We start from the raw sequence: 23,772 nt of genomic DNA, 5'->3' as shown, positions 1-23,772 counted from the left end.
GGGGCCGCACTCACTCGAACTTGCCGCTGAACTCCTCGAACAGTTCGGGGTCGGTACCGAACTTCAGCACGTTCGTCACGACGGAGTTCCGGAGGTTGCTGATCAGCTCCCCGTGCTCCTTGTAGAAGTCGTGGATCCACTTCGACTCCTGCTCGCGGGTCTCGAACATCATGATGGTCTTCCACTGGTACTCGCCGTCGGCGAGGAAGTAGAGGAAGGTGTGCTTGTCGTCGCGGATGTCCTCGAGCGCCGCCCGCCAGTTGTCCTCGAAGCTGCCGGGGTCGAACTGGAACTCGAACAGCGAGAAGATGAGGTGCTCCTCGTTGGGGACGACGGCCTCCCGGAACACCTCCTGCTCGCGCATCGTCCGGATCGACTCGCTGACGGTGACGTGCGAGACGTCGATGTCGTGCTCCTCGGCGAGGATGTCCCGGAGCTCCCGCGAGGAGCGTTGCGGGTCCTTGGCCAGTTCGTGGAGGATGATGGCGTCGCGCGCTTTCAGGCCCATCTCCTCCAGCGGCTTCGTCTCGGTCATCGGTCAGGAATCGTGGGGCGACCGCCTTTGCAGTTCGGGTCCCGGCGCGGTCCGCCCGGTCACCCGCCGGAGACCGGCGGGAACAGCGCGAGCTCGTCGCCCGCTTCGAGGCCCTCGTCGAGCCCGTCGCCCTCGACGAGCACGTTCGTCCCGTTGCGCAGGACGTTGATGTGGTCGCGCAGGTCGCCGTCGTCGGTCAGCACGCGCTCTTCGAGCGCGGGGTGCTCGTCGAGGAGGGCGTCGAGCGCCTCCCCGACGGTCGCGGCGTCGCCGGCGACGGGGACGCGCTTCTGTCCCGCCCGCTCGGCGAGGTCGGCGAACAATTTCCACTCCATGCACGTCGGTGGCTCGCCCGTCAGGAAGTAACTTCCGCCTCCGGCGAGCCGGCCGCGCCCTCGAACTCGCGGAGGGCGTTCGGGCGGGCGACGGCGTAGACGGTGTCGCCGGGCGCGAGCGCGCGGTCCGGCTCCGGGACGGTCTCGGTGACCCCGTCCGCGGTCGTCACCGCCGCGACGGTCACCGACAGCGACCCGACGGTCCGACCGACCGCGTCGCTCCCCGCCTCGACGACGACCGCGGCCATCGTCTCGTCGGCGGCCCGGAGCAGCGACGCGAACTCGCGGTCGGCCGAGGCCTCGGCGGGCAGGGTGACGAGTCGGTAGGCGTCGTCCGGGTCGAGCGTCGCCGCGTCGGCCTCGTCGACGGCCAGCGTCGCCACGTCCGAGACGGCGGCGCGCAGTTCCGCCGTCGTCACGCGCTCGGGGGTCGGGCCGTCGCGGAACACCTGCACCCGGTCGCCGGGCGAGGCGCTGAACGCCGGGTCCGCGCGGACGGCGACCGCCGCGGAGCCGGGCGGCAGCGTCGGGCCGATCCCGGCCGCCCGGCTCCCGACCGCGACGTAGTCGACCGCGCCGTCGGCCGCGACGGAGAGGTCGACGTGACCGACGCCGTAGTCGTCCTTCAGCCGTGTGCGGATGCGGCGCTCCAGTTCGGCGACGGTGATCCGGCGGGGGAACAGGAAGACGGTGCCGGCGAGGTCCCGCTTCGTCTCCTCCGGGACCGGGTCGTAGCCGTCGATGTCGTCGATCTCCTCGGGGAGTTCGACGCGGATCACGCGCCCGGCGGCCCTGACGAGCTGGCTCACCTCGGCGTCGATGTTGCGCGCGCCGGTGACCGACAGCGAGTCGGCGGCGAGGCGGTCGCCGCCGCGCCGGCCGAGGTCGGAGGCGACGCCGCCGGCGACGAACGCGGCGACGGTGAACGCGGCGACCGACGGGTCGAGCAGGTCGGAGTTCCCCACGATCGCCTCCTGGAGCGCCGCGTCGGTGTTCAGCCACGCCGCGATGACTGAGAGGCCGACGAGGACGGCGAGCCCCTCCGGAACGGTCTCGTGGCCGTACCAGCGGTACGCGAAGGCCGTCAGCGCCGTGATGCTCCCGGCGATGACGGCGAAGACGAGGATGCCGGTGACCGCCGCGGCGAGCGATTCGAGCGCCAGGACGGCCATCAGCGAACCACCTCCCTGAACCGCTCGACGGCGTCGGGCTTCCCGGCGACGAACACCTCGTCGCCCGGCGCCAGCGGGGCCGACCCGGCGGGGGAGAACGCCCAACCGCCGTCGGCGTCGCCCGACTCGTTCCGGTTGACCGCGAGGACGGCGACGCCGTGGTCCGCCCGGAACGTCGCCGGGTCGAGTCGCGACCCCCCGGAGGCGCCCGCGTCGCCGATCGTCAGCCGCTCGATCCGCTTGCCGTTCCGCCGGAAGAGGGAGACGAGTTCGTACTCCCGCCGAGTGCCGCGGGAGAGGACGACGACGCGCCCCCGAGACGCCCCGAGCAGGGTCCCGGCCCGCTCGCTGGGGACGGCGACGGTGATCCGTCCCTCGCCGCCGGTGGTCGTCGGCGCGGCCGTCGGAACCGGTATCCCCGCGGGTTCTTCCTCGCCACCGTCCGTCGCCACCGCCGGAGCCGGCGGGTCGGCGTCGGGGTCCGACTTCGCGCTGAGCACCGTCCCCGACACCGCTCCGCCGTCCGTGAGGACGCGGACCTTCTCGCCGCGGGCGACGCCCGTCGGGACGAGCGCGCTCACGGAGACGGCGCGGTGGCCCTTCGGTACCCGGCGGGAGAGCCCGCCCGAGGGGGGCGCGGCGCTGATCGTCGCCCGGCCGTGCGAGTCGATGGTCGCCGTCGCGTCCGCGAGGTCGTACTCGGAGCGCAGGCGGTCTGCCAGCCGCCGTTCGAGTTCCTCGATGGGGACGTCGGCGGGGAACTTCCATGAGCCGGCCCCGATCGCGGACCGGACGTCGGCCGGAAGCGGCGGGTATCCCTCCATGTCGCCGACCTGTCCGGCGGGGACGATCGTCACCTGCCCGATGCCGCCGACGAAGTCGACGACGTCCATCGAGAGCGTCCGACGGCGGAGCGACCGCAGCGAGAAGCGCTTCGGGAGGCTCGCGCCGAGCTTGTCGCCCTGGCTGTGGGCGTACAGGGCGAGCATCATCACGACCGTGACGGCGACGAGCAGGCGCGGCGACTGCTTTATCGTCGGGTCGATGAGGCCGAGGAGCCCGCCGTTGACGCCCGCGACGGCGACGGCGAGGACGACGACCCCCAGTCCGGGGAGCGTGACGCCGGTGAAGTACTTGAAGATGAAGCCGAGGCCGCCCGAGATGAGGGCGGGGAATATCCCCGTCAGCAGGCCGAGGTAGATGCCGAGGAGGATCTCGACTGGCAGCGAAGGCATGCAACGAGCATGGGAGGGGTCCGGTAAATGGCTACCGACCGGACACCGACGGGCTTTATTGGCGGCGCTGGCCACTGAGAGGTATGGTCGAGGGCCGGAGGTGGATCGGTCGCCGGAACCCGGTAGGCGCGCAGACCTCCGTGCTGCTGGTGATGGCGGTCGCTCTGGTGTCGGTTGTGACGGGAATCGCCAACATCGGGACGACCACGGTGTTCGGCCCGCTGGGGGAACACGTCCCGGCGGAGATCCAGCAGCTCGCCGGGTTCACTGGCGCGCTCACCGGGTTTCTCATGCTCGCCAGTGCGCTCGGACTGCGTCGAGGCCTCCGGGCCGCCTGGTACACGACGGTCGTGTTGCTCCCGGTGACGGCCGGACAGGGGCTCGTGCAGTCGAGCCAGCTGTCGTTCCCGCTAGTGGTGCTCTCCACGATCGCGCTCCCGGTCGTCCTCGTGAACTACCGTCGCTTCGACCGCGAGGTGACGCTGACGACCTCGCAGCTCGCCTCGGCGATCGCGCTCTCGGGCGTGCTGGTGTACGGCACCGTCGGGACGTACGCGCTCCGCGAGGGGTTCTCCGGCGTCTCCACCGTCCTCGACGCGTTCTACTACACCATCGTCACCGCGAGCACGGTCGGGTACGGCGACGTGACGGCGACCACCCAGACGGCGAAGCTGTTCTCCATCTCCGTCGTCACCATCGGGACGGCCAGTTTCGCCATCGCACTCGGCGCGCTGCTCGGACCGGCGATCGAAGCACGACTCACGAAGGCACTCGGTAAAATGACCGAATCACAGCTCGAACTCCTCGAAAACCACGTCCTCGTTCTGGGGTACGGCGAACTGACCGAACCGCTGCTGTCGGAACTCGACGACAGCGTCGTCGAGTACGTCGTCATCGCGCCGCGGTCCGAACGAACGCAGGCGCTCCGGGACCGGGGCGTTCACGTCATCAACGAGGACCCGAGCGACGAGGAGTCGCTCGAACGCGCGCAACTGGCCGACGCCCGCGCGGTCATCGCGGCGACAAACAGCGACGGTGACGACGCGCTGAGCGTCCTCACGGCCCGGCAGCTCCGCCCGAACGTCCGCATCGTCGCGGCCGCCACGGACCGCGAGAACGTCGAGAAGCTCCGCCGCGCCGGCGCGGACACGGTGATCAGCCCGGCGACCATCGGGAGTCACCTGCTCGCGCAGTCCGCGCTCGGCGAGGGGGACACCGAGGCGATCGCGAACCGGCTTCTGGAAGAAGAGTAGCGATCCGCTCGGCCGCGTTCAGGCGGGGAGCGGCGGCAGCCGCGCCTGTTCGAACCAGAACTCCTCGACCGCTTCGACCAGTTCGACGAACTCGCCGAGGCTGTCCGGCTTCGTGAGGTGGGCGTTCGCGCGGAGGTCGTAGCTCTGCGCGATGTCCTCATCGGCCGCCGAACTCGTCAGCACGAGGACCGGCAGCCGGGCGAAGTCGGGGTCGTCTCTGATCTCGTCGAGCACGTCGAACCCGTGTACCCGCGGCAGATTCAGGTCGAGCAGGACGAGATCGGGGGCGGTGATCGAGTCGTCGTCGCGGCACTCGGTGAAGAAATCGAGCGCCTCGTCGCCGTCCGAGACCGCGCGTATCGACGTTTCGACGTCCGCCATCCCGAACGCCTCGCGCGTGAGTCTGACGTCGCCGGGGTTGTCTTCGACGAGAAGGATGTGGAGCATGAGAGCAGGTGGTAGTTATAACGTCGTTAACGTCTAAGGGGCATAAGGTGACCTACTAAACACTTTGGTAGTTCCTGGTCGCTCCTCGCGCCGTCGACCGGAGCGGGACGGGACCGCTCACCCGAGGTGGACGACGGCGACCGCGGCGTCGACCTCGTCGATCCGTTCGAACGTCGGCGGCGAGATGAACCGCGACGCGGCGGTGCGGTCCGTGCTGGCCCCGATGATCGTCAGGTCGTACGTCGAAGCCGTCGTCGCGAGGAAGGACTCGATCGAGTCGCGGACGACTCGCGTCTCGAACGGCCCGTCGAACGCCTCGACGACGTCGGCGAGCATCGCCTCGGCGCGGCGGCGCTCGTGCTCGTCGTCGATGCAGGTCGCCACGGCGATCCGGCCGTTCGGCCCGGCGAGGCGACAGGCGAACTCCACCTTCGCGTGGGCCCGCTCGCCCGCGCTGCGGATCGGGACGAGGACCCGCCGCCAGCGGCGCTCGCCCGCGGGGACGCGCGCCGCGACCACGTCGAGGTCGCTCCCGAACAGCGACCGGACGTACGACGAGAGGTGACCGTGGCGCTGTTCGTACGGCGTGGCGACGAGGTCGCAGTTCTCCTCGCGGGCCGTCCGGAGCGTCGCCTTCGCGGGGGCGTCCGACGAAGCGACGACGACCTGGCAGGGCACCCCGACCTTCGTCTGGAGGTTCGCAGCGCACGATTCGAGGCGGTGGGCGAGGGCGTCGGCCGCCCCCTCGACCGCGTCCTCGCCGCCCGACGCGTCCGCCGCATCACCGTCGGCGTCCGGAGGGACGGTCGCGAACAGGACTACCTTGCCGGCGTCGTGGGCCGCGGCGAGGCGCGCGCCGAGGTACGCCGTCGCCGTCGCTCGGTCGCCCCGCATCGGCACGAGGACGTGGTCGTCACCCTTCGTCGACCGGTAGAGGTACCGGGCCCGGTTCTCGTAGAACTCCCGCCGCCAGACGAGAAAGACGAGGGCGACGATGGACGTCGACGTGAAGACGCTCACGACGTACGCGAACGGTGAGGCGTCGATGAGCAACACGAGGAGGCCGCAGGCGTAGGCGGACGGCTCCTCGACGTCGAGCGCCCAGGTGAGAGCACCGGTGAGGAAGACGGCGAGCGCGGCCGCCGGGGCGCTCACCTCGAATCGACCGACCGGTTCGGCGAGAAACAGCGACCCGAGTTCGATCGCCAGCCACCCGCTCGCCGCGCCGAGGGTCAGCCCGGCGACGAACCGCCGCGGCGACGAGTACCGCCCCTCGGGATCGGAAAACAGCGTGTACGTCCCGGACGCGAGCGGCGGGAACAGCAGGAAGGAGAGCTGCGGGACGGCGTTCGAGATCACGGTCACCAGCACGACGAGCAGGGGGACGGCCAGCAGTGCACTGGCGTGGACCAAGTGGTCCGTGTGTTCGATCCACCGGTGGAAGTCGCGGATCTCCCTGCGCTCGACCCGGCGGAGCCGCCGCGCGGCGTCGCGGTACCGGGTCCGGAGCGCGTCGAACATACCGGAGCGTCGTCGCGAGGACGGTTAAAATCGCCCGGTCCCAGGGGCGGTCAGAGGTCCTCGTACTTCTCGTCGAAGACGTCTATCGTCGCCTTCAGCACCCCGAGCACGACCGGGCCGAAGAAGATGCCCATCGCGCCCAAAACGTAGACGCCGCCGATGATGCCGAAGAGGATCACCGCGGGGTTGAGGTTTGCCCGCCGGTCGACGACCACCGGACGGAGGTAGTCGTCGGTGACGCCGACGACGATGGTGCCGTAGATAGTCAGGCCGACCGCGGCGGCGGTGTCGCCCTGCCCAAGGAGGTACAGCGCCGCCGGCCCCCAGACGAGCGGCGCGCCGACGATCGGCAACAGCGCGAGCACCATCATCACGACGGTCCAGAACAGGGCGTTCGGGATGCCGGTGACGAAGAGGCCGATCCCGGCGATGCCGCCCTGGATGGCCGCGACGAACACGTGCCCGGCGATGACGGCCCACATGACGTTGTCGAACTCGTCGAACAGTTCCGTCACCACGTCGTCCGGGAGCGGGATCACGTCCCGGAGCCAGTCGACGAACGCGTCGCCGTCCTTCAGGAAGTAGTACAGCAGGAACGCGGTGATTCCGAGCCCGATCAGGACGTGCGTCACCAGGTCGAAGATGCCGAGCGCCTCGTCGAATGCCGTCGAGCCGAGTTCCTGCGGCGCGTTGCCGAACATCGACTTGAGGTCCGGCCGAACGCCCAGCGCGTTCTCAAGCGTGTCCTCGACGAGCGCCACCGTCACTTCCCCGTCGCGGATGGCGGCGTAGAGGGTCTGCGCCTGGTCGAAGACCGACCGGAAGACGAGAAACAGCGGCAGGAGGACGAGCAGCGAGGTGAGCGTGACGAGGACGAACGCGCTGTAGCCGGGACCGATCCGCGGCGCGAGCCGCTTCTGGACGGGGTACAGGACATAGACGAGGAGGATCGCGAGAAGCAGGAACTGGAGGAACGGCATCGCCAGCATCGCCGCGATACCGCCGAGCGCGAGGACGAGGGCGATCAGAAAGCCGCGGCTCGTGTCCATACCGATCGGTGGCCACGGCGAGCGGCAAAAGCGGAGGGTCGCGAGCGGACCGTCGCCGGCCTACAGCTCCGTCGTCGCGTCGAGCGCGATCTCGATGGCGCGGTCGACGTTGTTCTTCGCCTTCTCCGGGAGCTCGTCCTCGTCGGTCTCGCCTTTCTGCGTGCCCTCGACGAGGTTCCCGTCGACGGTGCAGATGGCGCCGGCGCGCATGCCCTTGCGGCGGGCGAGGGTGAACAGGGCGGCGGCCTCCATCTCGACGGCGAGGATGCCGGCGGCCTCCCAGTTCTCGACGTACTCGTCGGTCTCGGCGTAGAAGGCGTCGTCGGTGGCGATCGGGCCGACGTGGACCTCCTCGTCGTTCGCCTCCGCGCTGTCGACCAGCGACGTCAGCACGTCGTAGTCCGGCACCGCGGGGAGCGTCGGGCTCTCGTACCGGCGGCTCGTTCCCTCGTCCTTCGCGGCCCCGGTCGCGACGACCATGTCGCCGATCTCGATGCCGCGCTGGAGCGCGCCCGTGGTGCCGACGCGGATCAGCGTCTCGACGCCGACCGCGTCGAGTTCCTCCGCCGCGATGGTGGCGGAGGGGCTGCCGATGCCGGTCGAACAGACGGTCAGCTCGCGGCCCTCGTACTCGGCGTTGACGATCTTGTACTCCCGGTTCTCCGCCACGACCTCGTGGTCGTCGCAGTGACCGGCGATCCGGTCGACGCGGCCCGGGTCGCCCGGGACGAGCGCGACGTCTGTCAGATCGCCCGGTTCCACAAGGAGATGGGGCTGTTTCGCCATACTCTCCCGTTCGCGGGACGCCGAGAAAAAGCGTGCGCTTCTCGCCGGGGTCACGCTGTCGGCCGTAACTGTTTCAGCTATTTCGCGGGGACGTCACCGCGAAATGCTTCGATGACTTACGCCCGACAGTATCAGCCGCGGACGACGACCTCGCCGTGTCCGCGGACGACGACGGTGCGCTCCTCGACGTCGAACTCCACCTTGGTCGTCTCGGCGTGTGACCCCCACTCGGCGAACATGGCGTCGAGCGCGTCGGGGTCGACGTAGTCGTACAGTTGCGGCGTCGTCTCGTGCGGGAACTCGGCCCGCACCGCCGCGAGGGCGCGCGCGACCGCCACGCTCGGCGGTTCGCCCGCGGGGACGTCGTACCTGTACTCCGAGCCCGTCGCCGCTCGGTCGAACACTGTGCCTCCGTCGACTGGTTCCGTCTGTTCGCCGCTCATGTGTATCTCCCACCCGTCTGACCGGATTTCGCGCTTTCAGCTGACACGTTCACGAATAAATAACTTTGTCAGACAAGTATAAGGTCAGGTATATTTTCGTCCCGGCCTCACCCGGCGACGGCGAACAGGAGCAGGTTGTGCGCGCCGGGGCCGAGCCCGACGGCGGCGACGAACGCCAGCAGCAGGCGGGCCTGTCGCGGGCTCTCGCGGACGTACTCCTCGAACAGCCAGACGACCAGCAGCGCGAGCGCGACCTTCACGAGCACGAACAGCCAGCCGACGCCGACGGTGTCGGCGACGGGCAGTCGGGCAGCGAGGTCGAGGACCACCCGCGACGCCGGCGTCCGCTCGGCCGCGCCGAGCACGTCGACGCCGATGGCCGTAGAGACGCCGTCGAGGGAGTGAGCGAAGACGACGAGCGCGCCGCTCATGCCGGTGACGGCCGCCGCGTCGGTGATCGTGAGACCGAGGACGAGCCAGGCCAGCGCCGCGACCACGCCGGCGAGGACGGCGCCGATGACGGGCCAGAACAGCTCGACCGAGCCGTCCTGCGTCCCGAGGTACAGGGAGAACATGGCGAACGTGACGGCGACGCCGGTGCCGATTGTCCCTAGCTGCCGGGCGACCGAGGCGTTCCGGCGCATCGCGGTCAGGAAGACGGCAACGATCCAGACGAGTCCGGCGACGATGGCCGTCGTGAGGTACACCGCGCCGGTGCTGAACAGCGGTTCCAGCACCGGCGGGAACGCCTCCTGCTGGTAGAGCACGTGCAGAACTGATCCGGCGACCATCCACGGCGCGAACGCGAGGACGGTCACGTCGGTGACGGCGGGAGAGAGCGCCCACAGGAGCGCGACGACGGCGGCGAACCCGATCCCCAACCCCACGAGATACGGCAACGGCGGCAGAACGAAACCTTCTGGCAGTACCATGTGGGCGGAACAGCGCCGGAACCACCGAAAAGGTTCCGGTAACTGAAACGCTCAGACGGAGTGCACGTCCGTCGGCTCGCTCCGAACGCCGGAGACTTATCTACCGGGCGGGCGAGACTGCCGACATGGACAGCGAGACGCTCGCAGGACGCATCGACCACACCGTACTGGGTCCGGAAACGACGCCCGCCGACGTCCGGCGGGTCCTCGACGAGGCGGACGAATACGGGATGAACGCCTGCATCCCGCCGTGCTACGTCGATCTGGCCGACGACCACGCGCCCGACGTGACCCTCGCCACCGTCGTCGGGTTCCCGCACGGACAGCACGCGCCCGGCGTCAAGCGCGAGGAGGCCGTCGCCGCGTGGGACGCGGGCGCGGACGAACTCGACGTCGTGTTGAACGTCGGTCGCCTGAAGGCCGGCGAGGACGACGCGGTCCGCGACGAGCTGGCGGAGGTCGTCGCCGCCGTGCCGATCACGGTGAAGGTGATCGTCGAGGCGACGCTGCTCGACGAGGCCGAACTCCGGCGGGCCTGCGAGGCCGCCGTCGACGCGGACGCCGACTTCGTGAAGACCTCGACCGGGTTCGCAGACGGCGGCGCGCGCGTCGCGGACGTCCGGATCATGAGCGAGTACCTCCCGGTCAAGGCGAGCGGCGGGGTCGGGAGCTACGAGGAAGCGATCGAGATGTTCGAGGCCGGCGCCGAGCGGATCGGCGCGTCGAGCGGCGTCGCGATCGTCGAAGGGTCGAAAAACGAGTAGTCCGTCGTCAGGCGGCGCGGCGCCGGGCGACCAGCGCGAATCCGGCGAGCGCGATCAGCGCGACGACCGGACCGAAGCCGGGCAGCGACGAGTCAGAGGTCTCGTCCTCGCCGTCGCCGCCGTCGTCGGTGCCGAGGTAGTTACGCGCGTCCTCGGTGTTCATCTCCGGGAACTCCGTCTCCGACTCGTTCCAGTCGTCGGCCGTGTGAACCTCGGTGTCGTCGTCGACCGTCGAGAGCGCCCGCACGTCGGACTCGTCGGCGTCGGACCCGACGGCGTCGCGGAGCCGGACGTACGTGACGGTCTCGCCGTTTTCGGTCTCGCCGACGACGCTGGCGACGCCGAGGTCGCCGTACTCGTCGGACACCACGTCGCGGAACGCCGAGGCGTTGTCGAAGCTCGCGCCCGCCTCGACGGTCACCGCGCCGTCACCGACGGCGACGTCCATCTTCGCTCGCTCGAACCCGGAGCGCTGCAGGGACCGGAGGAACTCCCGGGCTTGCTCGTTGCTGCCGGACTGGCGGTCGGCCGTCCCGGGCTCCTGCAGCATGCCCTCGATGGCGTTCTCGACCAGGCCTTCCTGGCTGAACGACGCCGAGACGGTGGCGGTCAGTTCGCCGTCCCGCGTCTCGGCGTGGGACTCGAACGAGGAGTCGCCCGGCCACTCGACGTCGCGGGACTCGAGTTCGTCCACGTAGTCGCTCCAGTTCTCGGTCCGGTACTCGGCGTCGAACTCCACCGTCGCGGTGTCGGCCGACGGCGAGGAGACCGACCCCTCCCACTCGACCGTCCGGCGGAGGTCCGCCGCCTGCTGGGCCTCGAACTGGCTGCGGGCCCGTTCGAGGTCCGACTCGGTGGCGTTCACGTCGGCGGCCTCGGCGAGGTCGAACGTCGCGAGCACGGCCTCGTCGTAGTTGTCGATCTGGACGGACCAGCGCGCGCTCACCTCCTGCGACCGCGCCTCGACCGAGCCGGAGAGCTCGGTCAGTTCGACCGACTGGATGCGGTCGGCGAGGTCGCGGGCCTCGCTCTCGGAGAGGTCCAGGTCCCGGGACTCGGAGAGCAAGGTCGCCATCTGCTCGGAGACGGCCTCGTCGACGCCGGTGAATCGCACCGTGTACTCGATGTCGACGCGGTTCGTCTCGTCGTCGAACGAGTACGAGTCGACCGTGACCGAGACCTCGCCGTCGAGGTCGCTCGCGACCGACTCGAACTGGGATTCGAGCGTCCGCGTCGCGTTCTCGCGGCTGGACCACGCGTCGGCGCCGTAGGGGCCGACGGTGTAGTTCTGGGCCCCCGAGAGGACGTACGCGTCGCCCGTCTCGGAGAGGGTGAACTCGTGAGCCATCGCGGACTCCGCGGGCGACTGCGCCTCGGAGACCGACGCGGTGGTCGACCCGTCCGCCGAGAACGAGGTGCCGGTGACGGTCACCCTCCCCTCGGTCGAGACGGATTCGAGCGAGGAGGTCCCCTGCGCGGCCGCGTTCGACTCGTCGACGAAGGTGCCGTCGAGCGTCATCGAGGCGGCGGACTCCTGGCGCGTCCGGGTCGCGGACGCGTCGAAGCTCAGGTCCTCGATTGAATCGGGCTTCGCCATCGAGAACGCGCCGTCGCCGGTCATCGACTCCGGCCCGAGTTCGAGCGAGGCGTTCCCGGTGAAGTTGTTTCCGGGCGGCTCCTCCATCGTGTCGTTGAGGAACGCGTGGAACAGCCCCTCGGAGAGGTCCGCGCCGAAGCGGCCGTTCATCGAGGCGTCGCCCTCGTCGCTCCGATAGACGAGGACCACGTCGCCGTCGTCTTCGACGTACGCTTCGTCCGCGGGTTCGACCGAATCGTCGTCTTGCGCACCGCTCTGGGCTACGCCGGGGGACTGTCCCGTCGCGGCCGCGCCGACCGGGGCCGTCACGAGGAGGACCACCAGGCCGACGGCGATAGCCGCGCGGCTATATGTCACCATAGTATTCTTACTTGTAATTTTATCAATTATAACTCCACCGACTTCGTTTCCCCGATGACAGCGTGTAACAACGCCCGAGAGCGGCCTGAATCGGCGGTTTCTGACCGCACGTGGCGTCGCTCACGCAACGGCGGGTAGAGGGCAACGTGGCTGACGGCTCGCCTGGCGGGCACGTAAGCGTCGGTGCCCCGAATCCGTCGTGCTTTTGACCGCCGGGCCGCAAGCAGGGACAAGCGAATGGCCCGGTATCACATCGAGACGTACGGCTGTACGTCGAACCGCGGGGAGAGCCGGCAGATAGAGCGGAAGCTCCGCGACGCGGGCCACAAACCGGTCGAGGGACCCGAAGAGGCGGACGTCGCCATCATGAACACCTGCACCGTCGTCGAGAAGACCGAGCGGAACATGCTCAGGCGGGCGCAGGAGCTGGAGGAAGAGACGGCCGACCTCATCGTCACGGGCTGTATGGCGCTCGCGCAGGGCGAGGAGTTCGACGAGGCGGGCGTCGACGCGCAGGTGCTGCACTGGGACGACGTCCCCACGGCGATCCGGAACGGGGAGTGCCCGACGCCCGAGAGCGGGACCGACCCCGTGTTAGACGGCGTCGTCGGCATCCTCCCCATCGCCCGCGGCTGCATGAGCGACTGCTCGTACTGCATCACGAAGAAGGCGACCGGCAAGATCGACTCGCCGCCGGTCGAGGAGAACGTCGAGAAGGCCCGCGCGCTGGTCCACGCCGGCGCGAAGGAGATCCGCATCACCGGCCAGGACACCGGCGTCTACGGCTGGGACGAGGGCGAGCGCAAGCTCCACGTCCTGCTCGACCGCATCTGCGACATCGAGGGCGACTTCCGCGTGCGCGTCGGGATGGCGAACCCGAAGGGCATCCACGGCATCCGCGAGGAGCTCGCGGAAGTGTTCGCCGAGAACGAGAAGCTGTACAACTTCATCCACGCGCCGGTCCAGTCCGGGTCGAACGACGTGCTCGGGGACATGCGACGCCAGCACCAGGTGTCGGAGTTCGTCGAGGTCGTCGAGACGTTCGACGACTACCTCGACCACTGGACGCTGTCGACGGACTTCATCGTCGGCTTCCCCAGCGAGACCGACCGCGACCACGAGCAGAGCATGGCCCTGTTCCGCGAGGTCCGCCCGGAGAAGGTCAACGTCACCCGCTTCTCGAAGCGGCCGGGCACCGACGCGGCGGACATGAAGGGTCTCGGCGGCCAGACGAAGAAGGACCGCTCGAAGGAGATGTCCGAACTCAAACGCGAGATCGTCGCCGAAGCGTACGACGAACTCGTCGGCACCACCCGCGAGGTGCTGGTCGTCGAGGAGGGCACCGGCGACTCCGTGAAGTGCCGCGACGGCGCGTACCGGCAGATCATCGTTCAGGACGCCACCGAGAGCGACTTCGAGGTCGGCGACTTCATCGAGGTCGAAGTCACGGGCCACAACACGGTGTACGCGCTCGCCGACCCGGTTTAGCGCTCCGTCTCGCCCGGGGGGACGCCCCCGCCGCCGACGTCGATCCCGCCCGATAGCTCGTGCTCCGACGGCGGGCTGAGCTGCGCGTCGTGGTCGTCGAGCCGTTCGATCACCCGCTTGGCGAGGTCCGACCGGATGCGCACGAAGTCCGAACGCGCGGGGTCGGCGATCCACGCGCCGACCGAGAGCACGGCGCCGTTGTCGGCGAACTCGGTGAGCCGGACGGCCGGGGCGGGCCTGTCGAGGACCTCCGGGTGCTCCTCGGCGGTTTCGACGAGCAGCGCGGAGACGGCGTCGAGGTCGTCGTCGTAGCTCACCTCCACCGGCAGCCGGATCCGCAGGCGGTCGTTGAGGACGGGGTTCGTCACCGCCGTCGTCGTGAGCTCGCCGTTCGGGACGGTGATGACCTCGTTGTCGAACGTTCGGACGCGGGTCGCCCGGAAGGAGATGTCGTCGATCACGCCCTCCTGATCGTTCCACCGGATCCAGTCGCCGATGTTGAACTTGGGGTCGGTGACGATGAACACGCCGCTGACGAAGTTGCCGATGACGTCCTGAGCCGCGAAGCCGAGCGCGACGGTGAGGCCGGCGGCGAACACCGCGGAGCCGCCGAGCACGCGCCCGAACCCGGCGACCGTCGCCGCCAGCATCACGGCGGCCACCAGGACGCCCGCCCGAGCTACCCGCACCAGCGCCGCGGCGTAGGTCGGATCGGCGTTCCTGGCGTCTAACAGCCCGGAGAGCGCGGGAACGAACACGTACCGGCCGAGCGCGTATATCGCGAGGAACCACGCCGCGAACTCCGCGACCCCGAGGAGCAGTTCGCCGTAGCGCCGCCAGAACCGGTCGAGCAACCGTATCTGGAAGAGGACGGGGCGGACAGCGTGGTACATCCGAACGGTGTACGACGCGACGACAGTCAAACGCTTGGGGTCCCGGGACGCGCTACGCCGCCGGGCGTCGTCCGCCGCTCACTCGCGGCCGCCGTCGATCCGCCGGAGCAGTTCGTCCGCTGCCTCGTCCTCCTTCCACTCGCCGAGTTCCTTCGGGTCGACGTGGACGAACACGTCGTCGACCTCCGGCATCTCGCGGATCGACTGCATGACGGCGGTCTCGATGGCGTGGGCCTCCCGGAGCGTCCGGTCGCCCTCCACCTCGATGTGGAGGCTGACGTCGATCTCCGGGCCGACGTAGTGGGCGATCACGTCGTGGACGCCCTGGACGTCCGGGTGGTCGAGCGCCCTGCGGACGATCTCCGCCCGGAGGTCGTCCGGCGGGGCCGCGCCGACGAGGTAGTTGACGTTGTCCCGCACGATCTCGACGCCGGTGTACAGGATGCCGAAGGAGACGACGACGGCCGCGGCGGGGTCGAGAATGGGGTAGCCGGCCTGCGCGCCGGCGACCCCGACCAGCGCCGCGACGGCGGTGAGGATGTCGTTGCGGTTGTCGAGCGCCGCCGCCCTCACCGCCGGCGAGTTGTTCTCGTCGGCGACCCGCAGGCAGTAGCGGTAGAGCCCGAACTTCGTCGCGGCCGCGCCGGCGAGGACCGCGCCGGCGATCCAGCCGCGGGTGACGACGACGCTGCCGGAGAGGACGTCGACGACGGCGTTGTAGAGGACGATCCCGCCGACGGCGAAGACGGCGACGGCGATGAACAGGGAGACGAACGGTTCGATCCGCTCGTGGCCGTGCGGGTGTTCGAAGTCCGGCGGCTGCGTGGTGAGATAGAGGCCGGCGAGCACGACGAGGCTGTACGTCGAGTCGGCGAGGCTGTTGACGGCTTCGGACCCGACGGCGAGGCTCCCGGTCCAGTACCAGACGGCCCCTTTCAGGAGCGCGAGGGCCAGGTTCGCCGAGAGGACGACGATCCCGACCTTGCGAAGCGCCGCGCGCCGGTCCATCGGCGGCACCTACGGGACACCGCACTAAGGGCGTACCGACTCCTACTCGACGCGGACCGCCCCCTCGTCGGGGACGGTCGCGCCCTCCTGCGCGGCGAAGGCCGCGTGCAGCCGTTCGTAGGTGTCGTCGAGGGCCTCCACGATCACCTTGGTGTCGCTCAGGACGGGCATGAAGTTGGTGTCGCCCTCCCACCGCGGGACCACGTGGGTGTGGAGGTGGTCGTCGACGGAGCCCCCCGCGCCGTCCCCGAGGTTCAGGCCCGCGTTGAAGCCGTCCGGACCGAACGCTTCCTCCAGCGCATCGAAGGTACGCTGCTTCAGTCGGGCGTGATCGAGCAGGGCCTCGTCAGGGAGGTCGGCGTACGACCCGGTGTGGCGGTGCGGGATGACCATGACGTGACCCGGGTTGTACGGGTAGTTGTTCAGGAGGACGTAGGCGCGTTCGCTGCGAGCGACGAGGTTGTACGCCGCGTCGTCGCGGTCCGGGAGTTCGCAGAAGACGCAGTCCTCGAACTCTCCGTCGCCCTCGCGCTCGACCCACTCGATACGCCACGGCGCGAACACCTGATCCATGCGGTGTGCTGGGAGTGCCGCGCAGTTAGGTTTTCACCTCCGGTGCGAACGGGAGCCGTCGCCGATTGCTGTCATACGGTCAACTAGTATAGTAGTTTTAACGCGCCAAAACCGTTTTTGAACTTTCTAACGCCCTCTTAGGCCGTATTTCTAGAGCAACGTGGAGCGCTGCGGAATAAACCCTCCAGAAACCGGAATAAACGGTTCAAACGGCGGAGAACGAACGAGGGTTTTTATGTTTGGATCGGCTTTCAGGAGTAATTACGATGGCAACGACCGACGACTCATTCGACGGAATGACGGAACACTGCGACGCGTGCGACAGCGACACCCTTCACGAGGTGTCCGTTCAGATCCGAACCGAGAGCCTCAAAGAAGAGAACGCTCAGTTCTCCCGGGAACCCTACCGCGTCGCGGAGTGTCAGCGCTGCGGCGAGCGCCACAGCCAGCGCATGAACAACGCCTGATCCGTGCTACTTGCTATCACGCTTACTCGGTGGTAACCTCGCACCCATCGTCGGTAACGATGATCGTATGCTCTTTCTGACTCACTAGGGCGCCTTCGTCTTCCTGCAGGACCGGGTAGCCGTGGACGATGTTCTGCGATTTCAGTCGCCGCAGCGACATCTCGGCGCGCGGCGAGTCGATCCACCGCGTCGCGAACGGGAGCGTCCGGAACTCCTCGGTGATCTGTTCGAGGGCCTGGCGGGCCTGCCGGTTCCGTACCGTCCCCTCGCGTTCGAGCGCGAAGATCTCCTCGTCGGCCCCCTCCGTCACCTTCCCGGAGCCGTCCGTGGCGAACGGTTCGATAGCGACGACGTCGCCGGCCTCCAGCGTCGTGCCCTGCGAGACCTCGCGGTTCGGGATGTTCGGCGCGGTGTGTTGCTCCCAGTGACCGAGTCCGTGTCCGGTGAGGTTGACGACGGGGTTGAAGCCGTACCCGTCGATCACTTCCTCGATCGCGGCGCCGATCTCCCCGGTGCTCACGCCGTCCTCGACGACCTCCAGTGCGGCGTCGAGCGCCTCGGCGCTGGCCGCGGCGAGGTCGTCGTTGCCGGAGAGATCGACGGTGATCGCCGTGTCCGCCAGCCAGCCGTCGACGTGGACGCCGATGTCGAGGTTGATCATCTCCTCGCCGAACGTCTCGTCGTCGTCGATGCTCGGGGTCGCGTGGGCCGCCTCGTGGTCGATGCTGATGTTGACGGGGAAGGCGGGTTCGCCGCCGAGTTCGCGGATCCGCTCCTCGGCGAACTCGGCGACCTCCAGGTGGCTGACGCCGACGTCCACCCGGTCCGCGGTCTCCTCCCGGACCTGCGCGAGGATCTCGCCCGCTTCGCGGTGTTTCTCGTACTTCTCGTCGTCGAGGTCCACGTCGCTCTCTGCCATGTCTCCCCGTAGACCGGACCGGCAAAAAGAGGTTGCGTCTCGCCGGTTCCGAAGGCTCTCGACGCCACTTCCCCCGGCCGCTGCGCGCGAGTCGGTGCGTCCCGCCAGCGCGGCTCTCGTCGCGGCGTTCCCGCCGGTCCGCACGGTGCGCAGAACCCTCAGACATTCTCCGGAGAGAACTATGTACTTCGATACCGAGTACCACGATTTCGCCGCGTTCGACCGTCCGCGTCGCGGATATCGGCCGAAGCCGCGCGAACGGCGCCGTCCCCGCGTGCACAAAGGTCGACATACTGTACTTTCCACACTCTCCCGACGGTTTCAGGATCGCCGTATAACGGTTCAAAACCGGTTAAGAAGCGTTATAGAACGGAAACAAAGCGGAACGGCCGGACTCGTTTATTGGACCTGTAGTCGAAGTTGGCGAAGCCAGAGTATGAAAAAGCAAGCACTGTTGGCTGTGGTTCTCGCAGCCATGGTGTCGCTCTCCGGCGTACCAGTGGGAGCGACAGGAGGAACGGCGACGACAGGAGTGGACGACACAACAGAGGACGGCAAGGTCGTCCTCCAGAACGTGACCGTCGAGGAGCTCGAGCTCCAGAACGTGACGGTCCACAACGCGACTATCGAGAACCTGACCGTCGAGGAGCTGCGCACGGAGGACCGCGTGTTCACGAACGCGCAGTTCGAGAACGTGACGTTCGACCGGCTCGCGCTGGAGGACGTCACGTTCGAGCAGGTCAGCGGTGACGAAGAATCCCTGACGGAGGTCTTCGGTGACGACGTCCAGACGGCCGGCGCGTCGAACGACACGGCCGCGGACAACGAAACCACGGAGAACGAGACCACCGAAGGGCTGACCGACAACGAGACCGACTCCGACCTCGGCGCCGAGGACAACGAGTCCGAGATGGGCATGGCGGACAATGAGTCCGACATGAACGCGACCAACGAGTCGGCCCTGCAGGACAACGAGACCGAGGACAACGAGACCGGCGTCCAGGAAGAGGACAACGAGACCGACGCCGGCATGAACGAGACGAACGAGACGGACATGGCGGACAACGAGTCCGACATGAACGCGACGAACGAAACCGACATGGCGGACAACGAGTCCGACCTGAACGAGACCAACGAGACCGAGACTGGTCTCAACGAGACCAACGAAACCGACGCTGGCGCGCAGGACGGCCAGCAGATAGTCGTTCAGGACCTCACGATCGAACAGCTCACGGTCGAGACGTTGACGATCGAGGAGCTGTCGGTCCAGAACGACGAGAGCGGGCTCTTCACCTTCGCGGAAGAGGGTGAGGAGAACGCGACGAACGCGACGAACGCGACGAACGAATCTGAGATGGCGGACAACGAGTCCGACATGAACGAGACGAACGAGACGGACATGGCGGACAACGAGTCCGACATGAACGCGACGAACGAGACTGAGATGGCGGACAACGAGTCCGACCTGAACGAGACCAACGAGTCCGAGATGGGCAACGACTCCGAGATGGCGGACAACGAGTCCGACCTGAACGAGACCAACGAGTCGGCCCTGCAGGACAACGAGACCGAGGACAACGAGACCGGCGCACAGACTGACACCGCCGGCCAGCAGTCCGACGCTCGCGTCATCGGCGAACTCGTCATCGAGGAGATGTCGATCGAGAACATGACGATCGAGTCGATGACGGTCGAGACGGTCTCGCTGACCGAAGCCGAAGAGGAGACTACGGACAACGAGACCACGGACACCGAGTTCGAGGTCAACGACACCGAAGTCGAGGCGACCGGTAACGAGACGGCCGACAACGCGACGAACGAGACGGACATGGCGGACAACGAGTCCGACATGAACGAGACGAACGAGACGGACATGGTGGACAACGAGTCCGACCTGAACGAGACCAACGAGTCCGAGATGGGCAACGACTCCGAGATGGCGGACAACGAGTCCGACCTGAACGAGACCAACGAGTCGGCCCTGCAGGACAACGAGACCGAGGACAACGAGACCGGCGTCCAGGAAGAGGACAACGAGACCGACGCCGGCATGAACGAGACGAACGAGACCGACATGGCGGACAACGAGTCCGACATGAACGCGACGAACGAGACGGAGATGGCGGATAACGAATCCGACCTGAACGAGACCAACGAGACCGACACCGGTCTCAACGAGACCAACGAAACCGACGACGGGATGCAGATGCAGGAGCCCGACGTCGAACAGGTGACCATCGAGAACATGACGGTCGGCAACGCCACGGTCGCGCAGGCGACCGCGGGCGAGCAGACCCTGCGGCTCGGCGACGACTGGGACAGCCTCATCATCGAGGAGGCCGACCTGCCCGAGAACGCGAACGTCGGGGACAGCTACAACGTGACCGTCACGGTCCACAACCCGACGGACGAGCGGATCTCCGAGTTCGTCCGGTACGAGCTCGGCGGTAGCAACTACGAGTCCGAGCGCGTCGGCGTCGCCGCCGGGAACACCACGAACGTCACCATCGAGGTCGACGGACTGGCGTTCCCGACCGGCGAAACCTCGCAGTCGGTGAACGCAAGCAACCACGCGATCACGTCGACGCTCACCGTGGCCGACACCGGGGAGGAACAGCAGGAGCGGCCGAACCAGCCCGTCGAATCGGAAGAGCCGGCTGACAACGAGTCCGAGATGGCGGACAACGAGTCCGACATGAACGCGACGAACGAAACCGACATGGCGGACAACGAGTCCGACCTGAACGAGACCAACGAGTCCGAGATGGTGGACAACGAGTCCGCGAACGAGTCGGACGCCGCGGTCGTCGCGTAACGTAGCCGACCGACCTTTTTTATCGACGCGTGGTCGCGGTCTGCATCGCGTCGCTGTTGAACGCCGAGCCGACGCTCCCGTCGCGACCGAGGACGATGACGCCCGCGTCGGACCCTGTGAGCTCACCGAAGGACTCGATCGCGCGGTCGGCCGCAGTCGCGGCGTCGGCCCCGCGTTCCAGATGCTGGACCGCCCGCCGCGAGAGCGTCACCCGGGCGATGTCCTCGCCGGCGCCCGTCGCCGACGCGCCGCCCGCGGGGGCGCAGTAGAACCCGCTCCCGATCTGGGGCACGTCGCCGACCCGGCCGGCGAGCGCCTGCCACCGCCCGCCGGTCGAGGTGGCGGCGGCGAGGCGGTCGCCGTCCCGCGCGACGGCGCCGACCGTGTCGTGGTCCGTCTCGTCGGGCCGGCCGTCGGGGTCCGAGCGGCCGAATCGGTCCGTCAGCCACGCCAGGTGGTCGGCGGGACCGCCCGACGGCGGGTCCGCGTCGGCCCAGCGCTCGCGCGTCCGCTCGGTCCAGAGGTCGCGGTCGGTCTCGACGCCGTAGTCGGCGGCGAGGCGGACCGCGTGCTCGCCGCTGACGAAGACGTGCGGCGTCTCTTCCAGGACGACCCGGGCCGCGTCGAGGGCGTGCTCGACGCCCGGCATCGACGACACCGCCCCGGCCTCGCGGTCGCTCGTCATCAGTCCGGCGTCGGTACGGACGACGCCGTCGGACTGCACCGCGCCGCCGACGCCGGCGTTGAACCGCGGGTTCGACTCCAGCACTCGGACCGCCGCCGTTACCGCGTCGAGCGGCGTCGACGCGTCGGCGCCGGCGGTGGCTGCGTCGTCGAGAACGGACTGGCGCGCGTCGGGGTCGTCCGGCGCGCCGCCGGCACCCCCGTGAACGATGACCTGCATGGACCGGACTGCCGGTGCCTGCTCCTTATAGTGATCGGGGTCGCTCCACGGCCCCCGGGATCCGAAATCCTCTTCGGCGTTCCCGTCGCCCGGATACGCATGCCGATGTACTCGCGGTCGCCGCCAACGGATCCGCAGGTTATCGACCGCTGGGACGGCGGCGTCGGCTGGATCGCCCATCCGGAAGAGGGCGGGCGTCGGGCGAGTCACGCCGTCCGCGGGAACGACGGCGTCTGGCTGTTCGACCCGATCGACGCGCCGGGCGTCGACGACCTGATCGCCGACCTCGGCGACGTGGCCGGCGTCGCCGTGCTGTCCAGTTACCACGCTCGCGACGCGGGCGCGTTCGCGCGCCGGCACGACGTTTCCGTGCGGGTTCCGGGGTGGGTGAACCGGGTCGACGACCGGATCGACGCGCCGATAACCCGCATCGAGGGGAGCGTGGCCGGCTTCGAACTGCGCGAGCTCCGGCCGCTCCGGGCGTGGCGTGAGGCGGTCGCGTACCGCGAGGCGGACGGGACGCTGTACGTTCCCGACTTCCTCACCACCCTGCCGACGTTCACGGTCGACGGCGAGCGCATCGCGATGAACGTCCTCAACAGGCTCGCGCCGCCGCGCGGGACGTTCGAGGGGCTCTCTCCCGACCGGATCCTGTTCGGTCACGGCGGGGGCGTGTTCGAGGACGCGACCGCGGCGCTGTCGGCCTCGCTCGCGAACGCCCGGCGGCGGTTCCCGCGCGCGCTTCTCGCGAACGGCGTCGCGGGACTCCGGGCGATGGTCGGCGCGATCGGATGAGGGGACGGTCCGAACCGGCGCTCGCCGCGGATGGTGCCACAGGGAACGTCCGGCCCAGTCGGTGGGCCGCCGCGTCCCTCGCGGCCGGCGAACCGCCGGACCGCGACCGCCTCCGCGATATTTGCACCGGGGGCGAGAAATGGCAGCCCTTTTGTCGGCGTCACTGTACCGTATAGACGACCATGAGCTACGACAAGATCGAGGTCCCGGACTCGGGACAGAAGATCGAAGTCGAGGACGAAGAGAACGACGAGATCTCCGTCCCCGACGAGCCTATCATCCCGATCATCCACGGCGACGGTATCGGGAAGGACGTCGGCCCCGCCGCGCAGCGGGTGCTGAACGCCGCGGCGAAGGCGACGGGCCGCGAGATCAGCTGGATGCGCGTCTACGCCGGCGAGAGCGCCCGCGAGCGCTACGGCGAGGACGTCAACCTGCCCGACGAGACGGTCGAAGCGATCAAGGAGCACCGCGTCGCCATCAAGGGTCCGCTCACGACGCCCGTCGGCGCGGGCTTCCGCTCGCTCAACGTCGCGCTGCGCCAGACGCTCGACCTGTTCGCCAACGTCCGACCGACCTACTACCTCGACGGCGTCCCGTCCCCGATGAAGGCACCCGAGGAGATGAACATGGTGACCTTCCGGGAGAACACCGAGGACGTCTACGCCGGCATCGAGTGGGAGCAGGGCACCGACGAGGTCCAGCAGGTCCGCGAGTTCGTCGAGGAGGAGATGGGCTTCGACGAGACCATGCACGATGGCCCCATCGGCCTCGGCCTTAAGCCGATCTCAGAGAAGGGCAGCAAGCGCCTCGTCCGCCGCGCCATCGACTACGCGCTGGAGCACGACCGCGACAAGGTCACGCTCGTCCACAAGGGTAACATCATGAAGTTCACCGAGGGCCAGTTCGGCACCTGGGGCATGGAGGTCGCCGACGAGGAGTACCCCGACGACGAAGTCTTCGCCGCGCCCGACTCCCTCTGGGAGGAGCAGGACGAGGTCGACATCCCGGAGGACGCCGTCATGGTCGAGGAGCGCCTCGCCGACGCGATGCTCCAGTGGATGCAGCTACGCACCGACGAGTTCGACGTGCTCGCGATGCCGAACCTCAACGGCGACTACCTCTCCGACGCCGCGGGCGCCCAGATCGGCGGCCTCGGCATCGCGCCGGGCGGGAACTTCGGCAAGGCCCGCATGCTCGCGGAACCGGTCCACGGCTCCGCGCCGAAGCGCGCCGGCCAGAACATGGCCAACCCGACCGCGCTCATCCTCTCCGGTCGCCTGATGTTCGACTACCTCGGCTGGGACGAGGCCGCGGACCTCGTGCGCGACGCCGTCGAGGAGACCATCTCCTCCGGCAAGGTCACCTACGACCTGGAGCGCCAGCTCGACGACGCCGAGAAGCTCGGCACCAGCGAGTACGCCGACGAGATCATCAACAACATCGAAAAGCTGTCATAGACAGCTTTTCGTGCGCCCGGA

23 protein-coding genes are annotated in these 23,772 nt (G+C 68.6%); 7 read left to right on the top strand and 16 right to left on the bottom strand.

Annotation, left to right across the window (positions count from 1 at the left end; genetic code table 11):
• Positions 1-10 precede the first annotated feature (10 nt).
• From D8670_RS06495 to D8670_RS06480, 4 genes are read right to left on the bottom strand one after another with little or no spacing between them, the layout of a single operon-like run.
• Positions 11-535 (bottom strand): MarR family transcriptional regulator, encoded by a 525-nt coding sequence (locus D8670_RS06495; RefSeq protein WP_121817249.1) that lies wholly within the window; start codon positions 533-535, stop codon positions 11-13.
• A 59-nt stretch (positions 536-594) separates the two neighbouring features.
• Positions 595-870 carry a ubiquitin-like small modifier protein 1 gene (locus D8670_RS06490; RefSeq protein ID WP_121817248.1) on the bottom strand — a complete coding sequence of 92 codons (276 nt, stop codon included), beginning with the start codon at positions 868-870 and terminating at the stop codon, positions 595-597.
• 20 nt (positions 871-890) lie between these two features.
• Entirely contained in the window at positions 891-2,042 is a 1,152-nt protein-coding gene (locus tag D8670_RS06485; protein WP_121817247.1) for a cation:proton antiporter regulatory subunit, read from the bottom strand.
• Positions 2,042-3,277: a TrkA C-terminal domain-containing protein gene (locus D8670_RS06480; RefSeq protein WP_121817246.1), complete on the bottom strand. Its 1,236-nt coding sequence runs from the start codon at positions 3,275-3,277 to the stop codon at positions 2,042-2,044. The genes D8670_RS06485 and D8670_RS06480 overlap by 1 nt, the downstream gene beginning before the upstream one ends.
• 83 nt (positions 3,278-3,360) lie before the next feature.
• Here D8670_RS06480 and D8670_RS06475 point away from each other — a divergent pair, with 83 nt between their 5' ends.
• Positions 3,361-4,530, top strand: coding sequence for an NAD-binding protein (locus D8670_RS06475; protein WP_121817245.1), 1,170 nt, complete (start codon positions 3,361-3,363; stop codon positions 4,528-4,530).
• An 18-nt stretch (positions 4,531-4,548) separates the two neighbouring features.
• Here D8670_RS06475 and D8670_RS06470 read toward each other — a convergent pair whose 3' ends face one another.
• The 6 genes from D8670_RS06470 to D8670_RS06445 all read right to left on the bottom strand — a co-directional run bounded on the left by D8670_RS06470 (position 4,549) and on the right by D8670_RS06445 (position 9,708).
• Positions 4,549-4,977, bottom strand: a complete 429-nt coding sequence (locus D8670_RS06470) for a response regulator (RefSeq protein ID WP_121817244.1) — start codon at positions 4,975-4,977, stop codon at positions 4,549-4,551.
• Between the two features lie 117 nt (positions 4,978-5,094).
• A complete protein-coding gene (locus D8670_RS06465) occupies positions 5,095-6,498 on the bottom strand; it encodes a universal stress protein (RefSeq protein ID WP_121817243.1) in 1,404 nt (467 codons plus the stop codon).
• 50 nt (positions 6,499-6,548) lie between these two features.
• Positions 6,549-7,547, bottom strand: coding sequence for an AI-2E family transporter (locus tag D8670_RS06460; protein ID WP_121817242.1), 999 nt, complete (start codon positions 7,545-7,547; stop codon positions 6,549-6,551).
• A 60-nt stretch (positions 7,548-7,607) separates the two neighbouring features.
• Positions 7,608-8,333, bottom strand: coding sequence for a guanosine phosphorylase (locus tag D8670_RS06455; RefSeq protein ID WP_121817241.1), 726 nt, complete (start codon positions 8,331-8,333; stop codon positions 7,608-7,610).
• Positions 8,334-8,464: 131 nt separating this feature from the next.
• Complete coding sequence (locus D8670_RS06450) at positions 8,465-8,776, bottom strand: HalOD1 output domain-containing protein (protein WP_162994208.1); 312 nt, start codon at positions 8,774-8,776, stop codon at positions 8,465-8,467.
• Between the two features lie 107 nt (positions 8,777-8,883).
• Complete coding sequence (locus D8670_RS06445) at positions 8,884-9,708, bottom strand: DUF63 family protein (protein ID WP_121817240.1); 825 nt, start codon at positions 9,706-9,708, stop codon at positions 8,884-8,886.
• 125 nt (positions 9,709-9,833) lie between these two features.
• On the opposite strand from D8670_RS06445, the gene deoC reads away from it, so the two are divergent.
• Positions 9,834-10,472, top strand: coding sequence for a deoxyribose-phosphate aldolase (deoC, locus tag D8670_RS06440; protein ID WP_121817239.1), 639 nt, complete (start codon positions 9,834-9,836; stop codon positions 10,470-10,472).
• 7 nt (positions 10,473-10,479) lie between these two features.
• Here the strand turns inward: deoC and D8670_RS06435 are convergent, their stop codons facing one another.
• On the bottom strand, positions 10,480-12,429 hold the full coding sequence (locus D8670_RS06435; RefSeq protein ID WP_121817238.1) for a PGF-CTERM sorting domain-containing protein: 1,950 nt from the start codon (positions 12,427-12,429) through the stop codon (positions 10,480-10,482).
• A gap of 237 nt (positions 12,430-12,666) precedes the next feature.
• Between D8670_RS06435 and D8670_RS06430 the strand changes: the two genes are divergently transcribed.
• Positions 12,667-13,917, top strand: a complete 1,251-nt coding sequence (locus tag D8670_RS06430; protein ID WP_121817237.1) for a tRNA (N(6)-L-threonylcarbamoyladenosine(37)-C(2))-methylthiotransferase — start codon at positions 12,667-12,669, stop codon at positions 13,915-13,917.
• Here D8670_RS06430 and D8670_RS06425 read toward each other — a convergent pair.
• The 3 genes from D8670_RS06425 to D8670_RS06415 all read right to left on the bottom strand — a co-directional run bounded on the left by D8670_RS06425 (position 13,914) and on the right by D8670_RS06415 (position 16,391).
• Positions 13,914-14,810, bottom strand: coding sequence for a mechanosensitive ion channel family protein (locus D8670_RS06425; RefSeq protein ID WP_121817236.1), 897 nt, complete (start codon positions 14,808-14,810; stop codon positions 13,914-13,916). The genes D8670_RS06430 and D8670_RS06425 overlap by 4 nt on opposite strands.
• Before the next feature lie 78 nt (positions 14,811-14,888).
• Positions 14,889-15,818, bottom strand: a complete 930-nt coding sequence (locus D8670_RS06420) for a cation diffusion facilitator family transporter (protein WP_121817235.1) — start codon at positions 15,816-15,818, stop codon at positions 14,889-14,891.
• 42 nt (positions 15,819-15,860) lie between these two features.
• The gene (locus D8670_RS06415; RefSeq protein WP_121817234.1) at positions 15,861-16,391 is read right to left on the bottom strand and encodes an HIT family protein; all 531 of its coding nucleotides are present in this window, start codon (positions 16,389-16,391) and stop codon (positions 15,861-15,863) included.
• Between the two features lie 266 nt (positions 16,392-16,657).
• On the opposite strand from D8670_RS06415, the gene D8670_RS06410 reads away from it, so the two are divergent.
• Positions 16,658-16,858 (top strand): DUF7835 family putative zinc beta-ribbon protein, encoded by a 201-nt coding sequence (locus D8670_RS06410; protein WP_121817233.1) that lies wholly within the window; start codon positions 16,658-16,660, stop codon positions 16,856-16,858.
• A 22-nt stretch (positions 16,859-16,880) separates the two neighbouring features.
• Here the strand turns inward: D8670_RS06410 and map are convergent, their stop codons facing one another.
• Positions 16,881-17,777, bottom strand: coding sequence for a type II methionyl aminopeptidase (gene map / locus D8670_RS06405; protein ID WP_121817232.1), 897 nt, complete (start codon positions 17,775-17,777; stop codon positions 16,881-16,883).
• A 532-nt stretch (positions 17,778-18,309) separates the two neighbouring features.
• Between map and D8670_RS06400 the strand changes: the two genes are divergently transcribed.
• Positions 18,310-20,592 (top strand): midas domain-containing protein, encoded by a 2,283-nt coding sequence (locus tag D8670_RS06400; protein ID WP_121817231.1) that lies wholly within the window; start codon positions 18,310-18,312, stop codon positions 20,590-20,592.
• Positions 20,593-20,611: 19 nt separating this feature from the next.
• Here D8670_RS06400 and D8670_RS06395 read toward each other — a convergent pair whose 3' ends face one another.
• On the bottom strand, positions 20,612-21,496 hold the full coding sequence (locus D8670_RS06395; protein WP_121817230.1) for an isoaspartyl peptidase/L-asparaginase: 885 nt from the start codon (positions 21,494-21,496) through the stop codon (positions 20,612-20,614).
• A gap of 99 nt (positions 21,497-21,595) precedes the next feature.
• Between D8670_RS06395 and D8670_RS06390 the strand changes: the two genes are divergently transcribed.
• Positions 21,596-22,291, top strand: a complete 696-nt coding sequence (locus tag D8670_RS06390; RefSeq protein ID WP_121817229.1) for a hypothetical protein — start codon at positions 21,596-21,598, stop codon at positions 22,289-22,291.
• A 182-nt stretch (positions 22,292-22,473) separates the two neighbouring features.
• Positions 22,474-23,751, top strand: coding sequence for an isocitrate dehydrogenase (NADP(+)) (gene icd / locus D8670_RS06385; protein WP_121817228.1), 1,278 nt, complete (start codon positions 22,474-22,476; stop codon positions 23,749-23,751).
• The last annotated feature ends 21 nt before the right edge of the window (positions 23,752-23,772 follow it).

Source organism: Halostella limicola, from assembly GCF_003675875.1.
Classification (GTDB): domain Archaea; phylum Halobacteriota; class Halobacteria; order Halobacteriales; family Natronoarchaeaceae; genus Halostella; species Halostella limicola.
The sequence above is the reverse complement of the archived record's forward strand: the minus strand, read 5'-3'. Positions and strand labels throughout refer to the sequence as shown.